The 26,377-nt window shown below is 39.0% G+C and carries 25 protein-coding genes and 3 pseudogenes; 8 read left to right on the forward strand and 20 right to left on the reverse strand.

Annotated elements, in window-relative coordinates; all coding sequences use genetic code 11:
- Positions 1 to 374: 374 nt before the first annotated feature.
- Positions 375 to 1,181 carry an alpha/beta hydrolase gene (locus tag FJU10_RS04260; protein ID WP_140965245.1) on the forward strand — a complete coding sequence of 269 codons (807 nt, stop codon included), beginning with the start codon at positions 375 to 377 and terminating at the stop codon, positions 1,179 to 1,181.
- Entirely contained in the window at positions 1,156 to 1,863 is a 708-nt protein-coding gene (locus tag FJU10_RS04265) for a dihydropteridine reductase (protein WP_140965246.1), read from the forward strand. Before FJU10_RS04260 ends, FJU10_RS04265 begins: the two co-directional genes overlap by 26 nt.
- Before the next feature lie 640 nt (positions 1,864 to 2,503).
- Here FJU10_RS04265 and FJU10_RS04270 read toward each other — a convergent pair.
- The 13 genes and pseudogenes from FJU10_RS04270 to FJU10_RS04320 form a co-directional block, all read right to left on the reverse strand.
- Positions 2,504 to 2,953, reverse strand: a pseudogene (locus tag FJU10_RS04270) (ATP-binding protein).
- A gap of 50 nt (positions 2,954 to 3,003) precedes the next feature.
- Positions 3,004 to 3,339: a hypothetical protein gene (locus tag FJU10_RS19245; RefSeq protein WP_223272968.1), complete on the reverse strand. Its 336-nt coding sequence runs from the start codon at positions 3,337 to 3,339 to the stop codon at positions 3,004 to 3,006.
- A complete protein-coding gene (locus FJU10_RS19250; RefSeq protein ID WP_223272969.1) occupies positions 3,336 to 3,590 on the reverse strand; it encodes a hypothetical protein in 255 nt (84 codons plus the stop codon). The genes FJU10_RS19245 and FJU10_RS19250 overlap by 4 nt, the downstream gene beginning before the upstream one ends.
- A 1,185-nt stretch (positions 3,591 to 4,775) precedes the next feature.
- Positions 4,776 to 5,153, reverse strand: a complete 378-nt coding sequence (locus tag FJU10_RS04280) for a hypothetical protein (RefSeq protein ID WP_140965247.1) — start codon at positions 5,151 to 5,153, stop codon at positions 4,776 to 4,778.
- Positions 5,154 to 5,284: 131 nt separating this feature from the next.
- Positions 5,285 to 7,525 (reverse strand): S8 family peptidase, encoded by a 2,241-nt coding sequence (locus FJU10_RS04285; protein WP_140965248.1) that lies wholly within the window; start codon positions 7,523 to 7,525, stop codon positions 5,285 to 5,287.
- Positions 7,522 to 8,560, reverse strand: a pseudogene (locus FJU10_RS19255) (AAA family ATPase). The gene FJU10_RS04285 and the pseudogene FJU10_RS19255 overlap by 4 nt, the downstream one beginning before the upstream one ends.
- A gap of 201 nt (positions 8,561 to 8,761) precedes the next feature.
- Positions 8,762 to 8,923 carry a hypothetical protein gene (locus tag FJU10_RS18985; RefSeq protein WP_189372233.1) on the reverse strand — a complete coding sequence of 54 codons (162 nt, stop codon included), beginning with the start codon at positions 8,921 to 8,923 and terminating at the stop codon, positions 8,762 to 8,764.
- Positions 8,924 to 10,242: 1,319 nt separating this feature from the next.
- Positions 10,243 to 10,368, reverse strand: a complete 126-nt coding sequence (locus tag FJU10_RS19805; RefSeq protein ID WP_223272979.1) for a MerR family transcriptional regulator — start codon at positions 10,366 to 10,368, stop codon at positions 10,243 to 10,245.
- Between the two features lie 651 nt (positions 10,369 to 11,019).
- Positions 11,020 to 12,093: an ABC transporter substrate-binding protein gene (locus FJU10_RS04300; RefSeq protein WP_010749877.1), complete on the reverse strand. Its 1,074-nt coding sequence runs from the start codon at positions 12,091 to 12,093 to the stop codon at positions 11,020 to 11,022.
- Positions 12,090 to 12,926 (reverse strand): ABC transporter permease, encoded by an 837-nt coding sequence (locus FJU10_RS04305; RefSeq protein WP_005228535.1) that lies wholly within the window; start codon positions 12,924 to 12,926, stop codon positions 12,090 to 12,092. Before FJU10_RS04305 ends, FJU10_RS04300 begins: the two co-directional genes overlap by 4 nt.
- Positions 12,923 to 13,732 carry an ABC transporter permease gene (locus FJU10_RS04310; protein WP_005234157.1) on the reverse strand — a complete coding sequence of 270 codons (810 nt, stop codon included), beginning with the start codon at positions 13,730 to 13,732 and terminating at the stop codon, positions 12,923 to 12,925. The genes FJU10_RS04305 and FJU10_RS04310 overlap by 4 nt, the downstream gene beginning before the upstream one ends.
- Before the next feature lie 12 nt (positions 13,733 to 13,744).
- Complete coding sequence (locus tag FJU10_RS04315) at positions 13,745 to 14,833, reverse strand: ABC transporter ATP-binding protein (RefSeq protein ID WP_016608869.1); 1,089 nt, start codon at positions 14,831 to 14,833, stop codon at positions 13,745 to 13,747.
- A 16-nt stretch (positions 14,834 to 14,849) separates the two neighbouring features.
- The gene (locus FJU10_RS04320) at positions 14,850 to 15,392 is read right to left on the reverse strand and encodes a helix-turn-helix domain-containing protein (RefSeq protein ID WP_015510239.1); all 543 of its coding nucleotides are present in this window, start codon (positions 15,390 to 15,392) and stop codon (positions 14,850 to 14,852) included.
- 387 nt (positions 15,393 to 15,779) lie between these two features.
- Between FJU10_RS04320 and FJU10_RS04325 the strand changes: the two genes are divergently transcribed.
- The 4 genes from FJU10_RS04325 to FJU10_RS04340 are packed head-to-tail and all read left to right on the forward strand — an operon-like array spanning position 15,780 to position 18,752.
- Positions 15,780 to 16,769 carry an acryloyl-CoA reductase gene (locus tag FJU10_RS04325; RefSeq protein WP_140965250.1) on the forward strand — a complete coding sequence of 330 codons (990 nt, stop codon included), beginning with the start codon at positions 15,780 to 15,782 and terminating at the stop codon, positions 16,767 to 16,769.
- A complete protein-coding gene (coaB, locus tag FJU10_RS04330; protein ID WP_077451922.1) occupies positions 16,766 to 17,515 on the forward strand; it encodes a phosphopantothenate--cysteine ligase in 750 nt (249 codons plus the stop codon). Before FJU10_RS04325 ends, coaB begins: the two co-directional genes overlap by 4 nt.
- A gap of 32 nt (positions 17,516 to 17,547) precedes the next feature.
- Positions 17,548 to 18,105, forward strand: coding sequence for a phosphopantothenoylcysteine decarboxylase (coaC, locus tag FJU10_RS04335; protein ID WP_140965251.1), 558 nt, complete (start codon positions 17,548 to 17,550; stop codon positions 18,103 to 18,105).
- 2 nt (positions 18,106 to 18,107) lie between these two features.
- Positions 18,108 to 18,752, forward strand: coding sequence for an ECF transporter S component (locus tag FJU10_RS04340; RefSeq protein WP_077451927.1), 645 nt, complete (start codon positions 18,108 to 18,110; stop codon positions 18,750 to 18,752).
- 66 nt (positions 18,753 to 18,818) lie between these two features.
- Here FJU10_RS04340 and FJU10_RS04345 read toward each other — a convergent pair whose 3' ends face one another.
- Positions 18,819 to 20,036, reverse strand: a complete 1,218-nt coding sequence (locus tag FJU10_RS04345) for a hypothetical protein (protein ID WP_140965252.1) — start codon at positions 20,034 to 20,036, stop codon at positions 18,819 to 18,821.
- A gap of 116 nt (positions 20,037 to 20,152) precedes the next feature.
- Positions 20,153 to 21,037, reverse strand: coding sequence for a UDP-N-acetylmuramate dehydrogenase (gene murB / locus FJU10_RS04350; protein WP_370447898.1), 885 nt, complete (start codon positions 21,035 to 21,037; stop codon positions 20,153 to 20,155).
- Between the two features lie 222 nt (positions 21,038 to 21,259).
- Between murB and FJU10_RS04355 the strand changes: the two are divergent.
- Together FJU10_RS04355 and FJU10_RS04360 are read left to right on the forward strand one after the other, a co-directional pair.
- A pseudogene (locus FJU10_RS04355) lies at positions 21,260 to 22,011 on the forward strand (exodeoxyribonuclease III).
- Between the two features lie 84 nt (positions 22,012 to 22,095).
- Positions 22,096 to 22,629 (forward strand): 3'-5' exonuclease, encoded by a 534-nt coding sequence (locus FJU10_RS04360; protein ID WP_010749886.1) that lies wholly within the window; start codon positions 22,096 to 22,098, stop codon positions 22,627 to 22,629.
- Between the two features lie 75 nt (positions 22,630 to 22,704).
- Here the strand turns inward: FJU10_RS04360 and FJU10_RS04365 are convergent, their stop codons facing one another.
- The 5 genes from FJU10_RS04365 to FJU10_RS04385 all read right to left on the reverse strand — a co-directional run bounded on the left by FJU10_RS04365 (position 22,705) and on the right by FJU10_RS04385 (position 26,255).
- Entirely contained in the window at positions 22,705 to 23,220 is a 516-nt protein-coding gene (locus FJU10_RS04365) for a GNAT family N-acetyltransferase (protein WP_074535476.1), read from the reverse strand.
- A gap of 15 nt (positions 23,221 to 23,235) precedes the next feature.
- Entirely contained in the window at positions 23,236 to 23,760 is a 525-nt protein-coding gene (locus FJU10_RS04370; protein ID WP_010749888.1) for a GNAT family N-acetyltransferase, read from the reverse strand.
- Positions 23,753 to 24,226, reverse strand: a complete 474-nt coding sequence (tsaE, locus tag FJU10_RS04375; RefSeq protein ID WP_140965253.1) for a tRNA (adenosine(37)-N6)-threonylcarbamoyltransferase complex ATPase subunit type 1 TsaE — start codon at positions 24,224 to 24,226, stop codon at positions 23,753 to 23,755. Before tsaE ends, FJU10_RS04370 begins: the two co-directional genes overlap by 8 nt.
- A gap of 214 nt (positions 24,227 to 24,440) precedes the next feature.
- Positions 24,441 to 25,424, reverse strand: a complete 984-nt coding sequence (pta, locus tag FJU10_RS04380; RefSeq protein WP_005228517.1) for a phosphate acetyltransferase — start codon at positions 25,422 to 25,424, stop codon at positions 24,441 to 24,443.
- 141 nt (positions 25,425 to 25,565) lie between these two features.
- The gene (locus FJU10_RS04385; protein ID WP_016608882.1) at positions 25,566 to 26,255 is read right to left on the reverse strand and encodes a uracil-DNA glycosylase; all 690 of its coding nucleotides are present in this window, start codon (positions 26,253 to 26,255) and stop codon (positions 25,566 to 25,568) included.
- Between the last annotated feature and the right edge of the window lie 122 nt (positions 26,256 to 26,377).

The following is a 26,377-nucleotide window of genomic DNA, read 5'->3' on the forward strand; positions in this document are numbered from 1 at the left end:
AGATAAGTCAGAGATTGTGTTTGTGCTATCGAAGCCGAACTATTTTCAGTTTGTTGCCGCAGTTGATGCTGCCGTTTGAGAACTTGTCGTACCACAAGCTGATAGCAACAATACAATACCAAAGACGCCAATTGTCCACCATTATTTTTTCAAATAAACCACTCCTTTTAATTGATAATCATTATCATTAGAAAATATTTTATCATAATCCCGATTTTTTACAATGTTTTTTTAGAATTTTGTACGTTTTATCACATTTAAACATACTTTACGTTTCCTCCCTCTCCTTTTGTCTATCTTTCTTTCACATTTTGTACTATAATCTAATTGATAATGATTATCATTTAGATTGTTTGATTGGAGGTACATAGACAATGGAGTATCATTTTACAGAGATTCAAACTTACAAAGTATCGATTGTCTTGCCACGAGGCTATCATGTCGATCAGCACTATCCTACTGTGTACATGCAAGATGACGGCAATGGGGCAAAACAAGTTCTTAATTACATTGATCACTTAACTGCCACTGGACAGATCAGTCCTTTTATCCTTGTCGGTATCGCACCAGTCAACCGGAACGATGACTATACGCCATGGCCAGCTGATGCACTTTTACCTCATACCCCCAAATTAGCGGGGAAGGTCAAAGAATACTTGACGATTTTAGCAACTGAAATCAAGCCTTATATTGATACACACTATGCAACGGATCCTTTAGCGGTTAGCACCACGATTGGCGGGTGTTCCTATGGCGGTTTGGCCGCTCTCTTTGCGTCTTACTATTTTCCAGAAGTCTTTGGCAATTATATTTTGCTGTCTGCTTCCTTTTGGTTTGAAGACGTAATCCCATATTTGGAAGGAAAAACAATTGTTAAAGACCAAATGGTATACAAGAAACCTAAAATAAAGCGATCCATGCATAAACTTTATGGCTATGTGGGAGAAATAGAAGGCATTTATCGTCAAGGACGGCAACAGCAAATGACTACACTTTCAAAAAAAGCCTTTGGTCTTTTGCAGGAGGAAGGCTTTCCCAAAGAGCAGATGCGCATCGAAACCTGTCAAGAAGGAACACACGATGCCTACTTCTTTAGCGCACATTTTTTGCATGCTATCAAATGGCTATTTAGACGCAACATGAAAGGAGAAACATATGAACATCTATTGGACAACCATTGAAAATATTATTGAGGAATCCTCCGATGTCAAAACGTTTCATCTAAGTTGGACAAAAAATCATAGCGATTTCACTTGGGACGCAGGCGCACACACCCACTTTGCTATGAAAGGATTTAATATTGGGGAAAAACCGGACCGGGGTTTGGTCCGTCACATGTCGATTTCTAGTTTACCTAATGAAGGACATATCGCCATCACAACCAGAATCAAAGAAACATGCTCTCGATATAAACAAGTCTTACGGACATTAAACATTGGCGATGAAGTTGCCTTATTCGGTACTAGCAGCAATCTTCCCTTAAAAAGAAACAATCAAAAGCTATTTTTATTTTCTTCAGGGGTAGGGATTGCAACATTGAGGCCCTTAATATTAGATTTTTTAGCTGATCAAAGTGCCATTAAGGCTGTTCATTCCCTAAATGTTGATTCGGCTAATGATAGATTATTTGCGAATCTTTTTCAAACAGCCCCTGGGAATTCACTAACTGCAACGTACGTCAATGATCGAGCAACCTATTACAGACACGCACAATCCCTTGCAGGCGATACTGAGGCAATGTATTATCTTGTGGGCAGCGATGACTTCTTGAGACAAAATATTGATTTATTGCTTCATAGTGGTGTTAAATCATCACAAATTATGATCGACAAGCATGAGTTTAAACAAGGGGATTTTTTGTAGAATGTATGCTAATATTCCATTATTCTACATAGATAGGCATGTTGCCATTCAGATGTTCAAATCATTCTAAGCCCGATTGTGTTGTTTAAGTTAAATTTTTTAAGGGAGATGCTGTTTTTTCTTTTTTGCGTGATGTTTATGTTATTAGATTATCGAACGCATAAAAAGTGGCAGAACAATTGAAGCCAAAAGCGATGTATTGATACCCCTGTTCAAATGTTTCATTCTATCAGCTACTATTTAATAAATCATATATGAGCCAACACTTCTGATTCAGAGCGATATTTCTTTCAAAAAAGCTAATATTGCTTGAAAGAGGTGTGCTCGTTCTAAGGTTTCTTTACTACCATCCGACTGTATTAGCTTGTAGCATAGGTATAAAGACGACATCGATTTCCATACAGTTGGAATTTGATGTCGTCTTTTTCATTTTGAGAACACTCTCATTTATAAGATAATGATGAATACCACACAAGGTTTAGCAAACAATACATACTTGTTTTAATTTTTTGCTCTGTTATCAAGTTGTCTAAAGGTCTCATGAACAGTCTGTGTTGTGCAATAGCTTTTCACAAAAAATACAGCCGATGGTGCAGAGTTTTGCTGCAACTAATTTTTTCCTTCAATATGTTTTAGGCAATTAGTTTTTCAACCTGAAACTTTCGCCTTTAATGCTAATAATATGGACACGATAGATGATCCAATCAACGAGATCGGCCGTTAAATGAGAATTCATAAACACTTGATTCCATTGGCTGAACTATAAATTAGAGGTAATACTAATGCTCTTTTGCTAATGCCAATCTGAAATCAGTTGGAAGAGCAATTCACCTCTTTCTTTCGTCAATGGTAGGTACCCCATTTCATCAAGACTGATTAATTCTGTTGTCTCGAATCGTTTCTTGAAACTGGTTAGCTGTTGTTTTTTCAAGACACTTTCTAATTGCTCAACGAGGCTGTTTACTTGGAAAAACTTGGTTGAAATACCTTCACTACAGGATTTTCTCCCTGATGCGATCGCTAGATGTGTTTTTCCTGTATCAAGTGAGCCAACACGAACAATGTTTTTTTGTCTCTTTTGTTTGAAGATATCACTTCATAGGATCAATTATTTTTTGTTCATATAGGGGCGATATTCATTCAGAGTTCTCCATAAGGCGTAAGGACTTTGAATATATTCCAAGTAAAAGCAACGGTCAATTGAGAATATCCATATGCTTTAGGAATATGAATAATTGTTTGATCAAATTTTATTTCGTGATAACGATTAAGTTTAGCTTCTACTTCTTTAAAAATTGGATAGTCCTCTTCTGTAAGAGAATGTATCACCTTATTTTCTTTCTTCCAAAAGTCTTCAATTAATTGATGTTTTGAATAATGCGTCCTTTTTCGATCTGTTTTCAGTTGTTCCTCAAGCTGTTTATTTAGGGAGTCAAAAGAATCTATGATTGGGGAAGTCGAGAAAAATTGGATCAAACATAGCACACTTTATTTTCGACATCCCCTTTTTCATGCCCACTACGTGGGTTACAGACTTGAACCTCACAACCATAATGAATGGTAAACCCTAAGAATTTATCAGTTAGTTGTGTTTCTTCAAATTTGGATTTTATTTTTTTCACTGCTGTAGTTAAGTTATCTATTCTGATTGTTTTTGGAACGCCGCCGAATTGGTTAAATAGTCGTTTTAATGCTTCCAGAAAACATTCTTGGTTTTGATCTGGCATAGCACTTGCGAATGTCGTATTACTATAGAAAAATTACATGATAAGAAGTTACATGTCTTTCATGTGATCTTCGTGCATAATTTCCATTGTTCCAAAATCGCCCTGCTCTTCTCCGATCAAATGATCAAGTCGATCTACAACTTTATAATTTATTTCGCATAACGCTGTTTTTCCCATTAAGAAATATAAGCGCAAACGGTTCGATAGGATCCTGGGAGACTCATCGGCTGCATTAGGGATGTGTAGTTAAAATTCTGCTACAAACATCTCATAATTCAGAAGAACTCTATGTATTATTATCCATTCCAAAAATCCAGAAAAATCTATTCCGATGATATTCATTTTCAAGGATTCCTATACACAAATACTACCTTGTCTGCATTTGTATGAGAATCCATTTTAATTCGTTATACACTAAATGATCTATAAAAAGACAGAGTTTTTTATAAAAAATTTTTTGGCACAGAGATTTATCCAGATCTTTCAAACTATGAAATTAGTATGTCAGATTTCATTGCTAATAGAAATAACTGGAAAGGATCATTAAAACAAAAATTGAACACCCCAAATGCCATAGATATCTTAATTGAAGAGAAACAGACCAAAGAAATTGTTAAACCTCCTAAAAAATCAACGTTAAAGAGGCACTATACGGGATAATTAACAACGGGATAAATTTGCTTACACACATGTGACAGAAACAACCGAAAAGAAAACCGCGGATAAGTTTGAAATCTGCTTTGGCGTATAATTCGGATTTTTCTCCACAACAGATCTCATATTCCTATACCTTACTGTTTATAGACTTTAGAAAAACGTTGTTATTTAGTACTCTAAAAACTTAATTCTATTCTGATAAGATCGAATGTTTTCACCGACATAAGCACATACATCGAAGCTATTTTATGTTTGTTATATTCTGTTTTATCACTATTTTATTGATGTGCATAGTTTCAATTTATTATTCATGATACTTCATGATAGGTCTATCTTTATCGAAATTGGTACTTTTAAATTGTTTAAGATTTGACTCACAAATCAGATAAAAAAAGTTAGATGCCGTAAAACAAAAAGGCATGAACTTGAAAAAAATGACAATTTCTAAATCTGTATTTGAATACAAAAATAAGAAAATCGAAAACACTAATCCATAAAAACCATTGACTATTTTATATCCATATTTATCTAATAAAAAGATCTGTTGAATTTTTTTGCTGTAAGTTTTCGCTGTAAAAATGAAATAAGAAAAAATATCAATAAATAACTAACTAGTAATCCACCAATGTACTGAATAATAAACTGTGTGGCTAAATCCACTTTGACTAACTTTTGTAAAGAATTTCCTTCCTGACTTGGTTTTGGTACAAGTAACAATATAAAAACTGGAATGAATATGCTTACTAACATCACCACTACATTAAATGCCATTCTAAAATATCTATATGTATCTCCTTCTTTTCTTCTTTTTCTTCTTTCTTCAAAATAACTAAACATGCTCAGCCAAATAGGTGTATATAGTGATACACAAAAAAATATAATCATTACTGAAAAAAACTCTCTCACAGGGAACCTCCTCTCAAGCAGTAATTCTTGAAATTTTACACAACTATAAATATGAAATGACACATTCTAGATCATTCTAAAAAAATAAAGGGAGATCTACCAAAAAGTACCCCTCCTCCCTTTATTCACTTCTATTCAAACTCAATTTCTTCTGTTAGCTTATTATACAAATCGACTTTATTATCAAGTTGAATTCTATTTACAAGCCATCCTCTCAATTGAGCTTGACTAATAAAATCATCTATACGGTTTTTTCCGTCTATTTCTTTTAAAGTAACTACAACTCCAAATCTAATCCCTTGACCATCTCGCTTTTTCAACCGCTCAACGGTTTTCACACTCATTCCCCATTGAGGATTTGCTGTATTCAATATAGGTTTGGCCTTTTTTCTGGGTGTAAATGTTTCTCCTATATGCTTAACATTGTCCCATTTTCTGAATATGTTTCGTGCAGATTCTTCTTTGATATAACCTGGAGCGTCATCCATATTTTGATTGTCATTATTTATTGGACTAATACCCTTTTCAGTTAAACGTCCAAATACAAGGTTTAACTCTGAATTCGTATAATCTACTCCTTGATTCCGAGAACATTTTGGAAAATAGCACATTGTCGCTTTAGCTACAAAAGGATGCTTTTTCATTGATACAGGGACAGGAAAATTATAGTTGAAAGAATCATATTTTTCAGATACATCAGAAACAATAAATTTAATCTCATCATCTGGAGTTGATAAAATATCATCAATGCTAATCGGAACTATGCCATTTCCGACTAACGTTTTCTCTGCATACGTCTTTTTATCATTCCAGCCAATTGCAGAGTCAACAATAAGCGCTTTTGCTTCTTCTTTACTCAAACCAATGATATGAATCAAATAAGCTAGTTTTCTAGCAATTAAAGGAGCTGCATAACTAGTTCCAGAAACTCGAGCTAATCCAAACGGCTCACAAACATTGATGTATTTTCCATTACCTCCGCCATAATACGCAATATCTGGTTTAATAAAAAATGAAAGAACTATTCCTTGTCTAGAATAATCTGCTGGTTTTTTGTCAAAATCAACTGAATTCACAATTACAGAATTTAAAGAATCTGCCGGCGCTCCAATTTTTTTGGTTCTATTCTTACTTACTGCTGCATTTGTTCCAGCAATAACAAAAAGAACGTCGTATTCAAACTGAATATCATCCAAAACCGCTCCTTCAGCAGAAATGAAATTGTCCTTTATCTCATCATTAGAACCTAAAGAAAGGTTCCAGATTTTTATATCTGTATTTTGTGAAACAATCTCTTTTATCTGCTTGATAATTGAAAATGAATTAAATCCAGAATGAAGCGAAACTCCAAAATGCCTTACTTTGAATCTTCCGCATCCATCATCTAAATTTTTATTTAGATTTTGACCATCAACAATTAAAGAAGTCACAGCTGTACCATGTCTATAGTCATCTGTTTGTCTTCTGATCTCATCTGAGATCATATCATAATACTCTACCCACTCGCTAAAGTAGACGGATGTTTCAAATAATGTATCTATAACTCCAATTGTCGGTTCATTAGTTGGTAACGGGATCAGCGTATCAATTTCTTGATTTGGAGAGTGAAACTCTTCTGGAGATAACTTAGTGAAATCTTCAACAGCCATAGACACTAGATAAGGCGCACGAGATAAAACCAGCTCAACCCTTCTTTCATCTAATAAAACTGTAGTCTGGTCTAGTATATTTGCATCGTCAATATCAATACCAAGTTTCACTAATACTTTGTTTATATCCGTTTTTGTATCATAAAACGTAATGATAGAATTCCTTAAATTTTCTTTTGAAGCTTGTTCTATTCCAAAATTTTCTACAAAACAAGAATCACGAAGAATTTGTCGAAAGGTTGTCTTTGCAATACCATATTTTTTATATGGTATTGTATTGAATAATTTAGAGTCACTAAATTCCTCGTAATCAATTCTTTCCTTAAATGTATCTTTGAACAATTTTATTGCTTTACTTGAATTTTCAATCGTTTTATCCAAATTTTTTTTAGATACGTAATGCGTAATAATATGTTTGGTTTTTTCATCATTAAACTTTGCGCCAACGACTGTATCATTAGGAGCACCTTTTGAGCTCACTTTAAGATATCCTTGCAAACGATTACTCTTTGCAACAATTCTATCATAGTAAACACTAATTAGCGCACCTTCAATCACCTTATTGCCTTTCCAGAATTCTTGCACTCTAATTAAAGATTCATGTATCTCAATCATTCTCTTCAATTCAATTACTGATGTTTTAAGAATAGTGATTGGTCCTACCGTTCCTTCTCTTTGTTTCTGCTCAAATCTGTTTCCTTTTAATGTCAGTATATTATTCATGGCCTATCCTCGCTTAATTCTCTTGAAACACTACTTTTAGAGACACCAGTCAAAATCTCAATTTCTCTAACGGTAAAGCCGCGTTTTGACAGTTGATGTATACTTAGTGTTTTGCCATTATGCATCCCTTTAAGCAATCGCTTTAGATAATCATCAGGATCGTTAGGATCACTGAAAGCTAAAGAAGTTCTAATCAAATTTCTCAAATCCCCAGGATTTGGAATATTCTTTGAACTTCTTATTATTTCTTGAATAATCTCATGTCACGTGTTGCACTCTTGAATTGTTTTAGAAATACATTAAGAATTACCTCTGCTACCTCTACTAAATCTTCATCAGTATATCGGTCAAAATCTATCGTCGCATCAAACCTGCGTATCAACGCTTTATCAATATCATCATATAAATTTGTTGTCGCGATAATTACTACCTCAGGATTTAAAGTATCCAGCTCTTTTAAGAACGTGGAAGTAACACGCCCCATTTCTCTTATATCATTTTGATTGATCCTATCTAACGCAATTGTATCCAGTTCGTCAAAAAGAATGATATAATTTTAGCAAAAGGAAGCTGATTGATTTCTTTAAAAACTTGATTTAAATTTCTGGCTGTCTGCCCCAATTTGCTATTTACCAATTCACTAAAGTTCACCATTAACAATTCACGATTTAGCAACCGAGCAACTTGTTTGGCACTTTCTGTTTTTCCAGTTCCTGGTGATCCAACAAATAAAAACTTATTTATACCAATATTATGATTAACAGCATTAAGTATTCCTTTTAAATCATTCAAAATGGATGATGGGAGCGGTAACGGGCCAACATCTAATTTAATAGGGATTAGATTATCCCCAAGCTCAGACTCTTGAGGAACAAATCTATCAGACTGAGAAATTAATCCCATAATATATTGAGATAGTTCATATTCTCCTCTTCTATCAAATTCTCTTGCAATATTTATTGCTTGGTTTCTAAATTCTATTTCTTTATTTTCAAAATGATATTTAATTAAATCTAAAACATCCGCTTTTTTCATATTCTCACCTCCGTAGCAGTATTATATCACAAATAAGGGACAAAAAGACTTTTTACGGGACAAAAATAAAAATATAAAATATTATAAATATCTTGTTACTATAAATTAGATACAATTAATATGTATAAAAGTAAATTTTTAGTAAATTTTTATACAAAGATAGAGATGAACTTAGCTAATAATCTTTCTCCACTATATTTACTATGCTACTGATATTTCTTTGATTTCTAAACTATTTACTCTGATATCTTTATTTTTGTCAGTTCCTTTAATACCATAGGTTAGAATAATTTTTTCGATTACGCCGCTAACAGTTTTGTTTCCAACATATCTATCAAAAGTAGTAATGGTTCCGTCAGACATTTCATCAACCCCTTAAAATTTTTAGTTAGAGTAGATTCATAGCTAAAACTACGCCGATGGTATTTATTCAACAAATCTTGTGTTGGAGATACCTCTTTCACACTTTAATATGTCTTTCTCCAGTCTGACCATTAATCAATAAGCAACTGCTTCTGAAGTGGAGGTTTCCTCAGATTTAACCTCTGGCGTCCCCAAAAACACAAATAAAGCAAGAGCAAGTGTCGATAACAAGAACGAAAGTTTTTTCTTTCTACATTCCTATTTTTTACTTAAGAAATAGAACATATAAAATAAATAGGATGACAATAATGCCGATATAAAGTTAGAAATAAACTTCGTTATCTGTTTCTTATTTTCTTTCATAAAGACTTTCCTTTTAAAGTTTGACAGTGATGACAGTTAAGATTAAATAACCGAGAATAATCGTTAGATCCAATGAGTATTATACAAACAAAAGACTACTCATTTCTATACATTGAAATTCAAAAAAATTAGCAACCGATGTTATCACTCAAGAAATCCACTCTAGATATTTCATCTTACGAGATAGATTCTAAGTAATTTATGGACTACAAATAATCCTCTGCGACATAATTACTATATCGATAAAATTTCATAAAAAACTAAAAAATTCTCATTAACCTTCCTAAGGTTAAACTGAATAGTTCATCTTAGTTTTATTTTTAATGAAAATCTCCTCAAAGATTATCAAGTAAAATTTTTTCAGTAAATTTTCTCTCATATTCGTTTGTTTTTTAATATTCGTCATATGAAGGACTTAAAAATCTAATATCTGGGACAAACTCTTCATAGTATCCATTCGTATGACAAAATTACTTAATCTGTACCTCTATTTCTCTCATTGGTGATTTCAAATATTCAGTGCTCTTTTTGTATGATAAATATTTATTAATCACCTTTCTATTATTGTTATAAAACTCATCAACGTTGGTTATACTCTTTTCCTTAGAATCAATTTTTTTCAACTTCCTTTCCCAAAAATAATTTACTATTTGAATCAAGATAATCTTGTAGTTCTTTTGATAAACGAAAATTTGAGTTTTGTCTAAAAAGTTTATAAGTTGATCAAAATATTTTTACTGTTCTTTTGTTTCTGTTGTCCCACTTGGATAATTAAAAAATACAAATAGAAAAATGATCCATAGCTTCCTAGAAATAGCTCCATCAAACTTTCTCATATCTTCTTATTATCTGATAGAAATAAAATATCTTTCTCTAAAACTTTTATACACTCTCCTTCGTTAAGAATATTCAATATAGTCAATGTATCAATTAAATTTTTTGATTCTTTTTCTTTTTCAATAACAACATTCCTCCGATGTAAAGTATCTATAGCCATTTTCTAATATTCTTGGAGAAACCAGTTTCTGATCAGAGTAATACAAAATAGCTTTCTTTGTTAGTTTTGTTGTTTCTGAGACCACTCTTATTTTCAATTTTAATCCCTCCTACCTCTAGGATACCCCCTCCCCCTAAGTATTAGTCAATAGAATAATAATGTTTATCTCGTTATATGTATAAAATCCTACTTGAAATATTTTTAAATAATCACATTTCCGGGATTCGGTACGCTTGAAAAAACTATATAGTAACGGAGCACCAGAATGGAAAAATAACTTGTTAAAAGTAATAAAACAATTAGGCGTCGTCTATAAAAATTTCCACAACTTTAGAGCAAGAATTAACGTCATTCGAGGTTTGATTTTTCAAGATAAGCAAAAACCAGCTAAGCACTATGCCTAACTGGTTATTACTAAACTTTCAGTTGTATCTTTCTCCACCAACACTAAATGTCGAAGAGCCGAAAAAATGGCAGCTAATCTGCACATTTTCTAGAAGGTTCGGTTAATTATATATTGATATGAAACTAAGAGAATAATCAACTGTTCTAAATTATTTATCAACAATTAATCATAAGATGTAATGACATTTTTCTGGAAGAAAGCTTTAAATAACGGCGGATAATATGTTATTTTACGATTTTTTGGAAGAAAATTGGAAAACTGACAATAAAAATGGTTGAAAGGGTTTGTATTATTTGGTTGATTTTACGCCATTCTTACTGAGTTTTACCACTATTTCCGATACATCTTCAATTCCAAGAACAAATCATTATAGATGCCCAGATACTCAGCACCTAAGTTTTCATAGACTTCGAGGTGTTCCATCAATTCATCGGATGGATAGAATTGTTCGTCTTCGGTGATCTCGTCAGGCAGTAATGCCATGGCTTCTTGGTTAGGTGTGGAATAGCCGATGTATTCTGCGTTTTGTGCAGCGTTCTCGGGTTCCAGCATAAAGTTCAAGAAGGCATAAGCGCCGGCTTCGTTTTGTGAGGTCTTAGGAATGACCATATTATCGAACCACAGGTTGGAGCCTTCCGAAGGGATCACGTAATGAATGTGCTCGTTTTCGTACATCATGTCGGCTGCTTCCCCAGAAAATGTGACCGCAACCGATGCTTCTTCATTTGCCATGTACATCTTGATTTCATCTGCGACGATGGCTTTGATGTTTGGGGTCATGGTCCGTAGCTTATTGAATGCCTCTTGCAGCTGATCATCGTCTTTGCTGTTAAGAGAATAGCCTAAGCTGTCCAAACCTAATCCCATTACTTCACGCGCGCCATCGATCAGCATGATGCTATTTGCTAATTCGGGTTTCCAAAGATCGTCCCATTGGGTAATCTCACCTTCATCAAAGAACTTATCGTTATAGACGATCCCCAGTGTTCCCCAGAAATAAGGGATGGAATATTGATTGCCTGGATCAAAACTCAGGTCCAAAAAGCGAGGGTCGATATTGTCTAGCCCTTTGATTTTACTGTGATCCAATGGTTTTAAAAGATTTTGTTCCATCATTTTCTCAATCATGTATTCACTCGGTATGGCGATGTCATAGGACGTACCGCCTTGTTGGATCTTCGTGAACATCGCTTCATTTGAGTCAAAGGTTTCATAATTGACCTTGTATCCAGTCTCTTCTTCAAACTTACTGATCAAATCTGGGTCGATGTAGTCGCCCCAGTTGTAGATGTTGACGACTTCAGCGCCTGCCATACCAGAGGAGCGTTCCAACTCACGGACACCAAAGAGCAAGATCAGGACGATCGCAACAATACCGATAATCAGAGATTGTAGTCGTTTCATCGCAGATTTGCCACCTCCACACGGCGGTTTTTACGCAATTTCTTCGCGCCGTTTTCTTTACTGATAAAGTAATAACCTACCACCAGGATCATGGAGAATAAGAAGACAAGTGTACTTAATGCATTGATTTCTAAACTGATTCCTTGACGTGCTCTAGAATAGATCTCTACCGATAAGGTACTAAAGCCATTGCCTGTCACAAAGAATGTCACGGCAAAATCATCGAGTGAATAAGTAAAGGCCATGAAATAGCCGGCGATGATGCCCGGTGTCAAGAAAGGCAAAATGATATTTTTAATGACTTGAAAATTATTCGCGCCTAAATCACGGGCAGCATCGATCATTGAATCGTTCATCTCTTGCAGTTTCGGCAAGACCATCAACACCACGATCGGGATACTAAAGGCGATATGCGAAAGCAATACGCTGAAAAAGCCTAAGCTAAACCCACGGAACAAGTTGCCGATCATCGTAAAGAAAATCAAGAAGCTGGCACCAATGATGACATCTGGTGAAACCAACAAAATATTATTCAAACTCAACAATGCCGTTCTCGTTCGGCGTTTACGGGTATAGTAGATGCCCATCGCACCAAATGTGCCGATGATCGTTGCCAGTAATGCTGATAAAAATGCCAGCATAAAGGTGTTCAACACGATGATCATCAAGCGGGTATCTTGAAAGACGGATTGGTAATGTTCAAAAGTGAAACCCGTAAAAGCATTCATGGTGCCTCCTTCATTGAAGGAATAGAAAATCAAATAAAAGATCGGCACGTACAAAAGAATAAAGACGACGATCAGATAAAGATTCGACCAGCGAAATTTTTTCATTTACGTTGCCCTCCTTTTTTCTTTTCTCCCGTAAACAACATCACGAGGAACATGGCGATGATCAAAATGACGCCGATGGTCGAACCCATGCCCCAGTTTTGGGTAACGAGAAAATGCTGCTCGATCGCTGTACCAAGCGTGATCACGCGATTGCCCCCAATCAAACGGGTCAACATGAAGAGGGAGAGCGACGGAATGAAGACGGCTTGGACGCCGCTTTTCACACCGTTTAACGACAGAGGGAAAATCACTCGTCGGAAAGTATCATAGCTGTTTGCCCCTAAATCGCGACTGGCACTGATCAAAGAGGGATTCATTTCTTCTAAGGCATTAAAAATCGGCATGATCATAAAGGGCAGTTCGATATAGACGGCAACCGTCAAAAAGCTGAAGTCGGTAAACAAAATCTGCTTTGGTCCAACACCCATGATTTCTAGGAAGTTGTTGACACTGCCATGAATGCCGAAAATCCCAATAAACGCATAGGCTTTTAACAATAAGTTGACCCACGTCGGTAAGATGATCAGCAGCAGCCACAAATCTTTGTGACGCAGCTTAGTTAAGAAATAGGCTGTCGGGTAGCTGATCACTAAGGTAATCAAGGTGATCAAAAAGGCATACCAAACCGAGTTTAAGGTCATGATCAAATATTTGCCAGAACCTAAGTAGCTTTGATAGTTGACCAGCGAAAAGTTGCCGTTCATATCAAAAAAGGATTGGTAGATGATCAATAAGACTGGTGCAATAACAAATAGCAATAACCAAAAGACATAGGGTATCGCATAAAAACGACGCATTTTCGTCATTAGCTTTCCCTCCTAATCTTCGTAGCTCTCTAAACGAGCATCAAAATCTTCTTCGGACTCATTGAAACGCATGACGTGGATATCTTCTGGTTCAAAGGAAAGCCCGATCTTGCTTCCTTCAGTAGCTTTTCTTGTAGAGTGAACCATCCATTCGTTGCCTTGTTCGTCATAACAAATGATCTCGTAATGCACGCCTCGGAACAATTGCGTGTCTACTTCAACGACCAGCTTGCCATTTTCCGCCGTCGTCAAATTCAAATCTTCTGGACGAATCACGATCTCAACGGCTTCATTCGGCCGCATCCCGCCATCGACACATTCAAATTGCTTGCCGACAAACTCCACTAAGTTGTCTTCGATCATCGTACCTGTGACGATGTTGCTTTCACCGACAAAATCCGCCACGAAATGGTTGATTGGTTCATCGTAGATATCCACTGGTGTGCCGCTTTGGACGATCTTCCCTTTGTTCATAACGAAAATTTCATCACTCATGGCCAACGCTTCTTCTTGGTCATGGGTGACAAAAATAAAGGTGATGCCTAGTCGTTGCTGCAATTCCCGCAGCTCGTATTGCATGTCGGTTCGCAATTTCAAGTCCAATGCGGACAATGGTTCATCCAGGAGCAATACTTTGGGCTCATTGACGATCGCCCGTGCGATTGCGACCCGTTGGCGTTGACCTCCAGACATCTCGCTGATTTCACGATTCTCATAACCAGGAAGTTGTACTAACCGCAACGCTTCTAAGACTTTTTTATTCACTTCATCTTTTGGTAATTTTTTGATTCGCAGACCAAATGCCACATTTTCAAAAACGTTCATATGTGGGAATAAGGCATAATCTTGAAAGACAGTATTCACTTGCCGTTGATTGGCAGGAACGTCATTGATTCTTTGTCCATCAAAATAAACGTCGCCTTCTGTTGCGTCCGAAAAACCCGCAATGATGCGTAAGATGGTTGTTTTTCCACAACCTGAAGGACCTAACAATGTATAAAAGCGACCTTCTTCAATATCAAAACTCACTTTTTTCAAAACTGTTTCATCATCATCAAATCGCTTCACCACATTGTTGAATGAAATTATTGTTTTTCCCACACTCTTTCCTCCTGTACTATAAATAAGAATCTGTCACGACTACAAGCACACGGCTTTTTTTGCCCGCAATATTTTTTAATTGATGCGGCTCAGTCGCCTGATAATAAATCGATTGGCCTTTACGAGCCTTGTACTGCGTTTCTCCAAGTGTCAACGCCACACTGCCCTCTAAGACATAGATAAATGTTTCTGCTAACGATGGTTCAAAGGTCTTGTATTCGCCCGCTTTATCAAAAGTCAGCAAGACGGGCTCCATTTCTTTTTCATTGGAATCGGGAATCAGCCACTTCAATTCATAGCCATTTTCTTCATCATAATAGAGCGTGCTGTCTTCTTCGCGATAAACCACTTGATGCTGCGCATTTTCTTCTCGGAAAAATTCCTCTGGTGTCACGCCTAAAACTTCTAAGATCGTAAAAAAAGTTTCCATAGAAGGCGAACTCAAATCACGTTCCAACTGTGAGATATAGCCTTTCGTCAAATCGGTCCGCTCGCCTAATTCTTCTTGGGTCAAATTCTTTTGAACGCGCAAATTGCGCAGCTTCTCGCCAATCTCCATGTTCATTCCCCCTTTGATTGACACAACTTCAAATAAAAAAGTTTGCTATAAGTAAACTTCATGTTTAATTTCACTTTTTCTAGTATACAAATAATTGCAAAAAACACAAGCCTTTTTTCTGTATTTCTTTGAATTCTTTTCTTCCTGATCAAAAAAAGGAGTGACGCTAAATGCTTGTGCTATAAAGGAAAGGATTGGCGATCCCGTCATTTTCGCTTTTCACAGGTTTAAAAGAACAACTTCTATTTTAACGAAGAAAAGGTAGATTTAATAATGATCTGTTTTTGCTGATTTTTTTGATAAGAAGCCCTGTCTTTTCTTGCTTCACTGGTTAAAAAAATAAAACTTATGGTATTATGAGTACAAACCATCAAAGGAGTGTCTGAAATGACGAATTTCTCTACCTTTCGTGTCATGAATGAACCAAATTTTACTGCTTCACTCACAACTGCAACCCTTGACGAGCTGCCAGCAGGCGATGTGCTTGTCCGGGTTGATTACTCAGATGTCAATTACAAAGATGCCTTGGCAGCAAAAGAAAATGGCGGCGTGATTCGCACGTATCCGATGACGCCGGGAATCGATTTAGCAGGGGAAGTCGTGGACAGTCAGTCTGCTGATTTTGCCCCAGGCGACCAAGTCTTAGTGACAGGTTATGGCTTAGGGGTTTCTCACCCAGGCGGTTACAGTCAATTTCAACGGGTCCCAGCCGAGTGGCTCGTGAAACGTTCTGCTGGTTTTTCAGCAAAAGACAGTATGACCTATGGCACTGCTGGGTTCACAGCAGCTTTAGCGGTGCAAGAATTAGAACAGCTGCACTTAGCAAAAGACGCTGCTATTTTGGTGACAGGTGCGAGCGGTGGCGTCGGCAGTGTCAGCATTGCTTTATTGAAAAAACTGGGCTATACAAATATAGTGGCGCTATCTCGGAAAACCGATGCGCAATGGTTGTTGGACCTAGGCGCAGCAAAAATCGTCAGTCCTGATGAAGTGGTACCCGAAAAGGTCAAACCATTAGCAAAACAATCGTTTGCAGCGGTCATTGATACAGTTGGCGGTCCATTACTTGCGGCAGTGCTTCCGCAAATCGCTTATGGGGGCGGTGCCTTCTTATGCGGCAATGCTGGTGGAATCAAAATCGAAACGACTGTCTTACCCTTTATTTTGCGTGGGATTAGCGTAATTGGGATCGATTCAGTCAATGTTTCTCATGAGATCCGCACGGCATTATGGGAGAAATTAGCGGGTGAGTGGAATGTGATCGATCAGCTTTACACGAAAGCCATCACTTTGGAAGACTTGCCAGAAACGTTGGCAGCTTTATTAGCAGGCACGCACCAAGGACGAACGATCGTTGAGGTGTCAAAAGGGCAATGAGAATTTTGATTACGGCTGGCGGTACTTCCGAAAAAATCGATGATGTCCGTGCAATTACGAATCATTCCACGGGTTCACTTGGTCAAGCCATTGCCAAGGAATGGCTGCAGTCCCCTGAGGTGACCATCGATTACGTTACGACGAAAACTGCCAAGCAACCGCCGACCGATCCACGCGTTACCTGTCATTTCATTGAAGGGACCACGGACTTGTTGGCGCAGTTGACCGATTTATTGACGACCCATTCGTATGCTGCCGTGATCCACAGTATGGCAGTTAGTGATTTTACTCCTGCTGCTCATTTTTCAGAAGCAGCCTTTTATGAAGCAATCAACGATGCCCTACCGACTTATGACAACCAGGTCACTCCGGCATTGATGGCACACGTGCTCGCACAATCTGAAGCAACGGCAGGCAAAGTTTCTTCCAATACTGATCATTTGTTTTTAGTGTTGAAGAAAACCCCGAAAGTGATCCAAACCATCAAAGCATTACAGCCGACAACCTTATTAGTCGGATTCAAATTATTAGTAGACGTAGCGGAAACCGAACTGTTTGCGGTCGCACGAAAAAGTTTACTGGCTAGCCAAGCGGACTATGTGTTGGCCAACGACTTGACGCAAATTTCAGGAAACCAGCATGTTGGCCACCTTTTGACACAAGAAGGACAAATCGGGACTGGTCGCACAAAAGCTGAGATCGCAACCTTGATCGTTGACACATTACGCAATGACCTGCGTGCTTAGCTAGATGTTTTTTTAGAAAAGGAGAAAGAATCATGAAACAAAAACACGTTCTGCTTGGCGTCAGCGGCAGTATCTCTGCATACAAAGCAGCCGACCTGACCAATGAATTAACCAAAAAGGGCTATGCAGTGGATGTCTTAATGACCCAAAATAGCACACAATTTATTACGCCTTTGACTCTACAGTCATTATCCAAACGCCCAGTCCATGTGGATGTTATGCAAGAGCGCCAACCAGATCGGATCAACCATATTGAACTAGCCAAACAAGCCGATCTTTTCTTGCTCGCCCCAGCCAGTGCCAACAGTATTGGCAAGCTGGCGCATGGGATAGCCGATGATTTGATCTCAACAGTTGCCTTAGCGTTGCCGTTATCCGTGCCCCGTTTGATTGCACCAGCCATGAATACCATCATGTACGAAAACCCGATTGTTCAAAGAAATTTGGGGATTTTGAAAGAAGTCGGCTTCCAAGAGATTGAACCTCGTGAAGCGTTACTGGCTTGCGGTGATTTCGGCAGAGGCGCATTAGCAGCAACAGAAACGATTCTTGAAAAAGCATTGACTGCTTTGGAAGTACGGAGTGTCTAACAATGAAAAAAATATCAACTTTTGAACTTGTCTTAACAGCTTTCTTTTTAGGAATCTTGATTCTTTTAGCATCGGTTCCCTTTCTTGGGTTTATTCCCTTAGGACCAATCAATGCGACAACGATGCACATTCCTGTCATCATTGCTTCCATTGTATTGGGCCCTCGGATCGGCGGCTTTTTAGGCGGCGCCTTTGGGATCATCAGTATGGTGCGTTCGACCTGGATCATCACCCCGCTTTCTTTTGTCTTCTCTCCTTTCGTACCGATTTATGGGAGTGATCAAGGAAGCTGGAAAGCGATCCTCGTAGCGCTGATTCCCCGTATTTTGATTGGTGTCGTTCCTTACTTTGTTTATAAGGGCTGTCAAAAAATCTGGAAAAACAAACAGCAAAGTCTTTCACTACTAATTGCTGGTGTTGCCGGAGGCTTGACGAATACGATTCTGGTAATGAACTTGATCTACTTCTTGTTCCAGCAAGAATATGCAGAGGTTGTGGGAAAAGCCGGCAATGCTGTTTATGCAGCGATTTTGGGTGTGATCTTCGCCCAAGGCGTGCCTGAAGCCATTGTAGCAGGAATCGCCACGATGGCAGTTGGAAGCGTCCTTTTGCGCTTAGTCATGAACCGCAAAAAAAATCGTATCTAAAAAAATAGCGACCGCCCAAAGTTAGCTTTTTGGCTAACTTAGGCGGTCGCTTCCCTTTTGAGTGACTCATAGACTTCGCACTTGGAGTGCTTCGACAAGCTCTTGATACTGCTCTTGGGTCAAGTACTCTTCATAAAATGTCAGATAATCATCGATATCTGCTTGGGTCAAATAAGGCAGCTCTTGCTTGATTTGCATCAGCAGTTCTTCAAACTCCTCATCCGTCAGCATATAAGAAGACCAATCATCGGCTTCATCATAGCTATCCCAGTACTCATCATCATAATCATTTTCATCCCCATCGTCATAGCTGTCATTCCAACCATAATCATAGGGAGAAAACAATTCTTCTGGGTCGATCAATTCTTCCGCTGTGGGAATCGCAACCGCAGTATCACTTTTCTTCCCTGTAAAAGTCACCGTGGCTCCGATAGTGGTTTGCAGCTCATCTGCTTGCACGAAGTGAAAAGCCATTTTCTGCTGATTTGTTTTCGTATTGACGGTCATAGCTAAGTCAAACTGCTCGACTTCTTCCAGCATCGTTTCTAATTCGGCGACTTGCTTTTGATCAGCGCCGTGTTCTTGAGCATAGGTTGCATAATCTGCCAATTCTTCTTTGGTAAACGTGTGGCTGATCGTATCTCCATCTCTTTTGAAAGCATCCGGTTCAAAGGTTTTCAAATAGTCTGCAAATGTCTCATTATGAAAAAGACTGTTCATGGTAAAGAGGTTTTCAGGCTCTTTTTCTGCTTCGGTCGTCCCCTCGTCGTCCTCTGCAAAAGTTCCTTCGCCAAAGTAAGAATCTAAGGTTTCTTGATCGATGCGCAGGTATTTGCCCTCATATTCCCCAGCGTCTGGTTTTGTTCCATAACTGTCATCACCAAATGCGCTGATATACCCTTGCAGTGTTTCATAGATTTCAGCTGACACATATGCTTCTTGTTTTTCTGGATCGACGATCAGCTTGATCGGCAGCTCCTGCCCCCCAAAAGCGACTGCCAGGTTGAGTAAAATCGCTTTGGTTTCTTTGTCTTGGACGAAGTCCCCTTTAAATGACGAGCCGACTAACTGTGACATCAACATAGAGGCGTACCTATCGGCTTCTTGACCGTATTCGCTGCTATTGCCTATCTCAAAGGTATCGATCGTCGCTTGGAATTCACCAGCATTCGTTGCTTGCTGATTCGTCAACTGTTCGGCAAACTGTTCTTGCGGTAATTTCGTACAACCACCGAAAAGAAAGGCAAACCCAACAAACAAAATGACGCGTCCCCACTTTTTCATCCTGCTCACTCCTTTTCGTTTATTGTACCGAAGACTGCGAAAGCTTACAATCCTAAGCTCTTTTTATTAGCTCTCATGAAAAAAAGATTGCCCCTCGGGACAATCTTTTCGCTAATCTATTCTTCGCCGATGATTCGGACTTCTGTTTCTAAGGTGACATCAAAGGTTTCTTTGATGACTTGTTGGATATGAGCGATCAGTTCAACGTAATCCGTGGCTGTTGCTTGATCGACATTCACGATAAAGCCCGCATGTTTTTCCGAAATTTGGGCTCCGCCCCATTTCAATCCTTGTAAGCCTGCATCTTGGATCAGCTTGCCGGTAAAATGACCGACTGGGCGTTTGAAGACACTCCCACATGAGGGGTATTCTAGCGGTTGCTTCAATTGCCGCAATTCTGTCAGTTCATCCATCCGCTTTTTGATTTGTTCTTGATCGCCTTTTGCTAAATCAAAGCGACTGCTCAAAATAATCATCTTTTGCTCTTGCAATTTGCTATGACGATAAGCAAATTCCATTTCTTCCTTGGTATAAGTCACGATTTGACCATTAGCCAGCAAAACGTCGCATGACGCAAAGACATCTTGGATCTCGCCATCATAGGCGCCTGCATTCATAAAGACGGCACCGCCGACACTGCCGGGAATCCCGCAGGCAAATTCAAAACCAGTCAACGATTCATGCAAAGCGACATAGGTAGTATCGATCAACTTTGCTCCAGCATCGACGATCAAAGAAGTGCCGTCCACCACGATTTGGTTCATTTCTGATAGCATGATCACCACGCCACGAATACCACCATCACGGACGATCAAGTTGCTGGCATTTCCTAAGACGATCCAAGGAATCGCTTGTTCTCGGCAATAATCAAGCAGCTGTTTAGCCTCTTCCGCTGTTTTGGGAAAAGCCAAAATGTCTGCCGGTCCACCAGTTTTTGTATACGTATAGTTCAATAAGGGTTCATCTTTTAATAAGGCAATTTCAGGGAATTGCGCAATCATCAAGTCTTTATTCACGAGAAGGTTTCCTTTCACAATAAACATCTCACTTATTTTAGCATGTTCAAGGAAAAGTTGCTACCTCTGGTGAATATGATCTTCAACCAATCCCCCCTCTTGAAGGCAAGCATTCCTCCTTGTTTTCCTTATTCCGCTCACTTGCTTTGCGCTTCTGATTTTTTTAGGTAAAATGGGAGGCGTAGTGGAAAATAAGGAGGAGTCTCAATGAAATTTATTTCTTGGAATGTGAATGGTTTACGGGCCATCGTTAAAAAAATTTTTCTGAAGTGTTTGAAGCCCTCGATGCTGATTTCTTTTGTTTACAAGAAACAAAGCTGCAAGAAGGTCAGATCGAATTGGATTTACCAGGCTATCATCAATACTGGAATTATGCGGAGAAGAAAGGCTATTCTGGCACAGCGATTTTCGCAAAAGAACCTGCACTATCCGTCCGTTATGGATTAGGGATCGAAGAACATGATACGGAAGGTCGCGTCATCACACTAGAGTATCCTGAATTTTTCTTAATTACTTGCTACACACCGAATTCCCAAAATGAATTGCGTCGTTTGGATTATCGCATGACTTGGGAAGATGCCTTTTTGGGTTACTTGACTGAATTGAAACAACAAAAGCCAGTGATTCTCTGTGGTGATTTGAATGTTGCCCATAAGAATATCGACATCAAAAACTGGAAAACCAATCAAAAAAATGCTGGGTTTACACCTGAAGAACGGGAAAAGTTTTCGACTCTTTTGGCTGCTGGCTTTACCGATACGTTCCGTTATTTCTATCCAGATGCAGAAGGCATTTATTCTTGGTGGAGCTACCGTTTCAACGCTCGCAAAAACAATGCCGGCTGGCGCATCGATTACTTTGTCGTTTCGGATGACTTAAATGAGCGCTTGCTAGATGCCAAGATCCATACAGATATCATCGGCAGTGACCATTGTCCGGTGGAACTGGATCTCAAATAACCGTAAGAAAACTTCAGTTTTTCTTAACGTTTGTTCGCTTTTCATTCTTTGATTTTGTGCTAGAATGGCAATGAGGTGAGTCTGATGAATTTTATCGCAATGGACTTTGAAACAGCAAATTATCAAAAGCATAGTGCCTGTTCCCTTGCACTAGTCATGGTACAAGATAGCAAAATCGTGGGCGAATATTACACATTGATCCAACCGGAAACGGAATTTTTTTGGAAAAACATTCAAATTCATGGCATTCGTCCAGAAGATGTGCAAGAAGCGCCTAAGTTTCCTGACGTATGGAAACAAATCCAACAATATTATCAATTAAACAGTCTGATCGTTGCGCATAATGCTGGTTTTGATACCGGCGTTTTGGCGGGGTGTCTTGACTATTATGGGTTGTCACAACCAAACTATCTTTCCTTGTGCACGGTACGAACAAGCCGCAAACTGTACCCAGAATTTACGAACCACAAATTAAATACGGTTTGTGAGCAATTACAGATTCCTTTACTAAACCACCATGATGCACTAGAAGATAGTCGGGCATGTGCCCAAATCTTATTGCGTCAAGAAGAAGAATTTGGTATCGATCCATTAAAAAAATTGGTTTTAGTCAAATAAATGAAAACGTGCGTCCTAAAGTCAGCATTGCGCTAGCCTTTAGGACGCACGTTTTCATTTAAGGAAGGATTCATTTTAAGTCAGATCGATCCAATAATGACAGATTATAGCGCCATCTTCAGGATCAATGACTTTTTCTGTCAATTTACCTCCATTGTTTTCAATGACTTTGGCGGAGGCGCGATTGGCTTCTTCACAGGTTACTAACACGTTGTTCAAGCCAAATTGTTTGGCACTTACCAATGACTGTGCCAGCATTGCCGAGCCGATGCCTTGCTTTCGATGGTCTGGGTGCACCGAATACCCGATGTGTCCGCCAATTTGGCGCAAATACGCATTAAGTGTCAGACGTAGATTCAAGAGACCGATCACTTTTTGATCTTGGATAGCCAGATAGGTACGGGCGGGAACGAATCCTTCTGGTACCGTTTCTGCTGTTTTAAAATCCGCCAATCCCTCTAGCCAGTCTTTGGCTGTGGGACTTTCTACAAGTCCTGCCCCACCGTGAATGACTTCTTGATTCTTCTCGAAGGCTTGCCGATACGCTTCGATTTGATCGCAGTCTGCGATCGTCGGTTCCCGAAACTCCATTTCCTTCACTCCTTTTTATGATTCAAAAAGACGTGCCATCATCAAGACGTCAACTTTTTGCCCCTCACGAGTTTGCACCGCTTCTTTCATACAGCCTTCTGTTAAAAAACCAAATTTTTGATACAGATGGATCGCCCGTAAATTTCTCGCTTGGACGGTCAACTCGATGCGGGTCAATTCGCCAACTTCTACTACCCAGTCCAGTAATTCTTCAATCAGGAGCGAACCTAAGCCCAAGCCCCAATAGTCTTTTAAAATCGAGATACCGATCTCCCCGACATGGGCTAATTGCCACTCTTCATGGCCTTTGACTGATGCCATGGCGATCAATTGTTCTTGATCAAATGCCAACAACAGCAAATAGTCGTCCCGTTCATAGATAGCGTCCAGCTGTTCTGCCAATAAGGCTTCTGGCAACGCCAAGCCGCTTTCGTCCATCAAAAGAAAATCCGTTTCTTCTCCTAGCTGTTGACTGACTGCTAACACAGCTTTGGCATCAGCACCCGTGGCTTCTTTGATCTGTAATTGGATCTCACTCATGGACTGCCTGCCATTTTGTTGTGATCCGTTGCAAAAAGGCGGTTGCTTTGGTGCCATATGCATGACATTTCACAAGACGTTTTTGTTCATCTGTATCATCTTTTTCCAAAATCAGTTCTAAATAATCCTCTGGCAGGGAGGCTTCTAAGAGATTGCCCCACTCGATCACACACAAGCCATCCCCTTCGAAATAATCATCCAGTCCTAAATCATCTGCACCGTATTCCACCCGATAGACATCCATATGGTATAGCGGTAGCCGTCCATTGGTATATTCACGAATGATCGTATAGGTCGGACTTTTGATCAGTTGCTCGATCCCTAGCCCCAAGGCGATGCCTTTCGTCAAGGTTGTTTTGCCAGCACCTAAATCGCCCGTCAATACCAGATTATCCCCTGGCTCGGCTGCCTCTCCAATGATTTTTGCAAATGCTGCGGTTGCTTCTAAGTCGTTAATGGTAAACATAGTCCCCATCCTTTGATCAATCTAATTTACTAGTTGCTAGTATAGCTTGTTTTTCAAGGAATTGTAAAGAAGGAGCTTAGGGAAAATTTCCCGACGATCACTGGATCGTTGCTTTTGCGCACACTTCCTCCTTTGCTGCCCTCAACTTTCCAAGAGCAAAACAAAAAACTGACCCTCAAGGGATCAGTTTTTCATAAGTGCAGCGATTGGCTACTTATTTTTCCATTAGTGTTTGTGCCGCAGTAATGATTGATAATTTGTAGACATCTTCTTCATTTGAACCACGAGACAAATCAGAGATTGGTTTGTTCAACCCTTGTAAGATTGGTCCAATCGCTTCAAAGTTACCGAAACGTTGGGCGATCTTGTAACCAATGTTTCCTGATTGTAAATCTGGGAAAACAAAGACGGTTGCTTTACCTGCTACTTCAGATTCAGGAGCTTTCAATTGCGCAACTGCTGAGATATACGCAGCATCGAATTGCAATTCTCCATCGATTTGGTATTCTGGTGCCAATTCTTTGGCGATTTTTGTTGCTTCAACGACTTTATCTACTTCTGGTGCTTTCGCAGACCCTTTCGTTGAGAAGCTTAACATAGCAACTTTTGGATCGATTTCAAATAATTCAGCGGTTTTCGCTGAGTCAACAGCGATTTCTGCCAATTCTTGTGCAGTTGGGTTTACATTGATGGCACAGTCTGAGAACAAGTATTTTTCTTGGTCACGACCACGAACCATTAAGAAAGCACCACTTGTACGGCTCACACCTGGTTTTGTTTTGATGATTTGTAAAGCGGGTCTTACTGTATCACCCGTAGAATGGATCGCTCCTGAAACCATTCCTTCAGTAATGCCCATGTAAGTCAACATTGTACCGAAATAGTTGACATCTTTTAAGATTTCTTCTGCTTGTTCTTTGGTTGCTTTGCCGTTGCGGCGTTCCACAAAAGCTTCAACCATTTCATCCCAACGATCATAATTTTCAGGATCTAAAATTTCAAAGTTTGATACGTTGATTCCGCGAGCTTCCGCTGCTTTTTCGATTTCAACCGGGTTACCGATCAAAACAGGTTCAATCAATTCTTCTGAACGTAAACGGCTAGCAGCACCTAGGATACGAGGATCTGTTGCTTCAGGAAAAACGATTTTGATATGACGACGCACGATTTTAAATTTTAAACTTTCGAATAATTCCACGGGTAAAGACCTCCAGTTTTTTTATACCCTTCCATTGTACAATAATTGCGAAAAAAAGAACAGATAAAAATCCTGTATTAGTCGATTATTTTAAATATAGTTACCTTTTTCACAAATTCACTCATTCTAAATAACACAGTTTTACAACTGTGTTATTTTTTCTGGCAACGCCCAGGAAATCGGTTCTTCCCCTAACGCCAGCAATGCTTGATTGATCTTAGAAAAAGGCTTCGAACCAAAGAATCCTCGATGCGCTGATAACGGACTTGGATGAGGCGCTGTTATAATAATATGCTTGCTAGTATCTAGCAAAGCGGCTTTCTTTTGGGCGGGTTTGCCCCAAAGCACAAAAATGACCGGTTCTTCTCGTTGATTCAATTTTTCGATGATCGTATCAGTCAGCTGCTCCCAGCCATGCCCGTGATGTGAATAGGCTTGCCCTTCACGTACTGTCAACACGGTATTCAACAATAAGACCCCTTGTTGCGCCCAAGGTACGAGATAACCGTGGGACACAGGTGGAATCCCTAAGTCATCAGCTAATTCTTTGTAAATATTCCGCAACGAAGGCGGTATTTTGACACCCGGCTGCACGGAAAACGACAGTCCGTGGGCTTGGTGAGGGCCATGATAAGGATCTTGACCTAAGATGACAACTTTCACGTCATGGTATGGTGTCAGTTTTAAGGCTTCATAAATATGATCCATTGCTGGATGGATCGTTTGCTGGGCATATTCTTGTTTTAAGAAAGCCCGCAGTTGTTGGTAGTACGGCTGCTCAAATGATTCCTGCAATTGTTCTTGCCAATCATTGTCCAATAGTCGTTTCATGGCGAATCTCCTTTGTTTTCTTCTAGGATAACAAATCCCTCCCCTTAGAAACAAGAATTACTCTTCGAAAGAAAAAAAATGCGCTATTTATGGTACACTATTTGTAGAAACGATTAAGAAAG

The sequence above is a fragment of the Enterococcus sp. OL5 genome, from assembly GCF_006491895.1.
Lineage (GTDB): Bacteria > Bacillota > Bacilli > Lactobacillales > Enterococcaceae > Enterococcus_D > Enterococcus_D innesii.

What these genes read in the sequence shown, in the direction of transcription:
- FJU10_RS04260 (WP_140965245.1), top strand. Translation starts at nt 375, where the DNA reads ATGGAGTATCATTTTACAGAGATTCAAACTTACAAAGTATCGATTGTC.
- FJU10_RS04265 (WP_140965246.1), top strand. Translation starts at nt 1,156, where the DNA reads ATGAACATCTATTGGACAACCATTGAAAATATTATTGAGGAATCCTCC.
- tsaE (WP_140965253.1), bottom strand. Translation starts at nt 24,226, where the DNA reads ATGTTTACCATTAACGACTTAGAAGCAACCGCAGCATTTGCAAAAATC.
- coaC (WP_140965251.1), top strand. Translation starts at nt 17,548, where the DNA reads ATGAAACAAAAACACGTTCTGCTTGGCGTCAGCGGCAGTATCTCTGCA.
- FJU10_RS04370 (WP_010749888.1), bottom strand. Translation starts at nt 23,760, where the DNA reads ATGAGTGAGATCCAATTACAGATCAAAGAAGCCACGGGTGCTGATGCC.
- FJU10_RS04310 (WP_005234157.1), bottom strand. Translation starts at nt 13,732, where the DNA reads ATGACGAAAATGCGTCGTTTTTATGCGATACCCTATGTCTTTTGGTTA.
- coaB (WP_077451922.1), top strand. Translation starts at nt 16,766, where the DNA reads ATGAGAATTTTGATTACGGCTGGCGGTACTTCCGAAAAAATCGATGAT.
- FJU10_RS19250 (WP_223272969.1), bottom strand. Translation starts at nt 3,590, where the DNA reads ATGCCAGATCAAAACCAAGAATGTTTTCTGGAAGCATTAAAACGACTA.
- FJU10_RS18985 (WP_189372233.1), bottom strand. Translation starts at nt 8,923, where the DNA reads ATGTCTGACGGAACCATTACTACTTTTGATAGATATGTTGGAAACAAA.
- FJU10_RS04365 (WP_074535476.1), bottom strand. Translation starts at nt 23,220, where the DNA reads ATGGAGTTTCGGGAACCGACGATCGCAGACTGCGATCAAATCGAAGCG.
- FJU10_RS04385 (WP_016608882.1), bottom strand. Translation starts at nt 26,255, where the DNA reads ATGAAACGACTATTGGACAATGATTGGCAAGAACAATTGCAGGAATCA.
- FJU10_RS04340 (WP_077451927.1), top strand. Translation starts at nt 18,108, where the DNA reads ATGAAAAAAATATCAACTTTTGAACTTGTCTTAACAGCTTTCTTTTTA.
- FJU10_RS04305 (WP_005228535.1), bottom strand. Translation starts at nt 12,926, where the DNA reads ATGAAAAAATTTCGCTGGTCGAATCTTTATCTGATCGTCGTCTTTATT.
- FJU10_RS04325 (WP_140965250.1), top strand. Translation starts at nt 15,780, where the DNA reads ATGACGAATTTCTCTACCTTTCGTGTCATGAATGAACCAAATTTTACT.
- FJU10_RS04345 (WP_140965252.1), bottom strand. Translation starts at nt 20,036, where the DNA reads ATGAAAAAGTGGGGACGCGTCATTTTGTTTGTTGGGTTTGCCTTTCTT.
- FJU10_RS04300 (WP_010749877.1), bottom strand. Translation starts at nt 12,093, where the DNA reads ATGAAACGACTACAATCTCTGATTATCGGTATTGTTGCGATCGTCCTG.
- FJU10_RS04285 (WP_140965248.1), bottom strand. Translation starts at nt 7,525, where the DNA reads ATGAATAATATACTGACATTAAAAGGAAACAGATTTGAGCAGAAACAA.
- FJU10_RS04320 (WP_015510239.1), bottom strand. Translation starts at nt 15,392, where the DNA reads ATGGAGATTGGCGAGAAGCTGCGCAATTTGCGCGTTCAAAAGAATTTG.
- murB (WP_370447898.1), bottom strand. Translation starts at nt 21,037, where the DNA reads ATGATTGCGCAATTCCCTGAAATTGCCTTATTAAAAGATGAACCCTTA.
- FJU10_RS04360 (WP_010749886.1), top strand. Translation starts at nt 22,096, where the DNA reads ATGAATTTTATCGCAATGGACTTTGAAACAGCAAATTATCAAAAGCAT.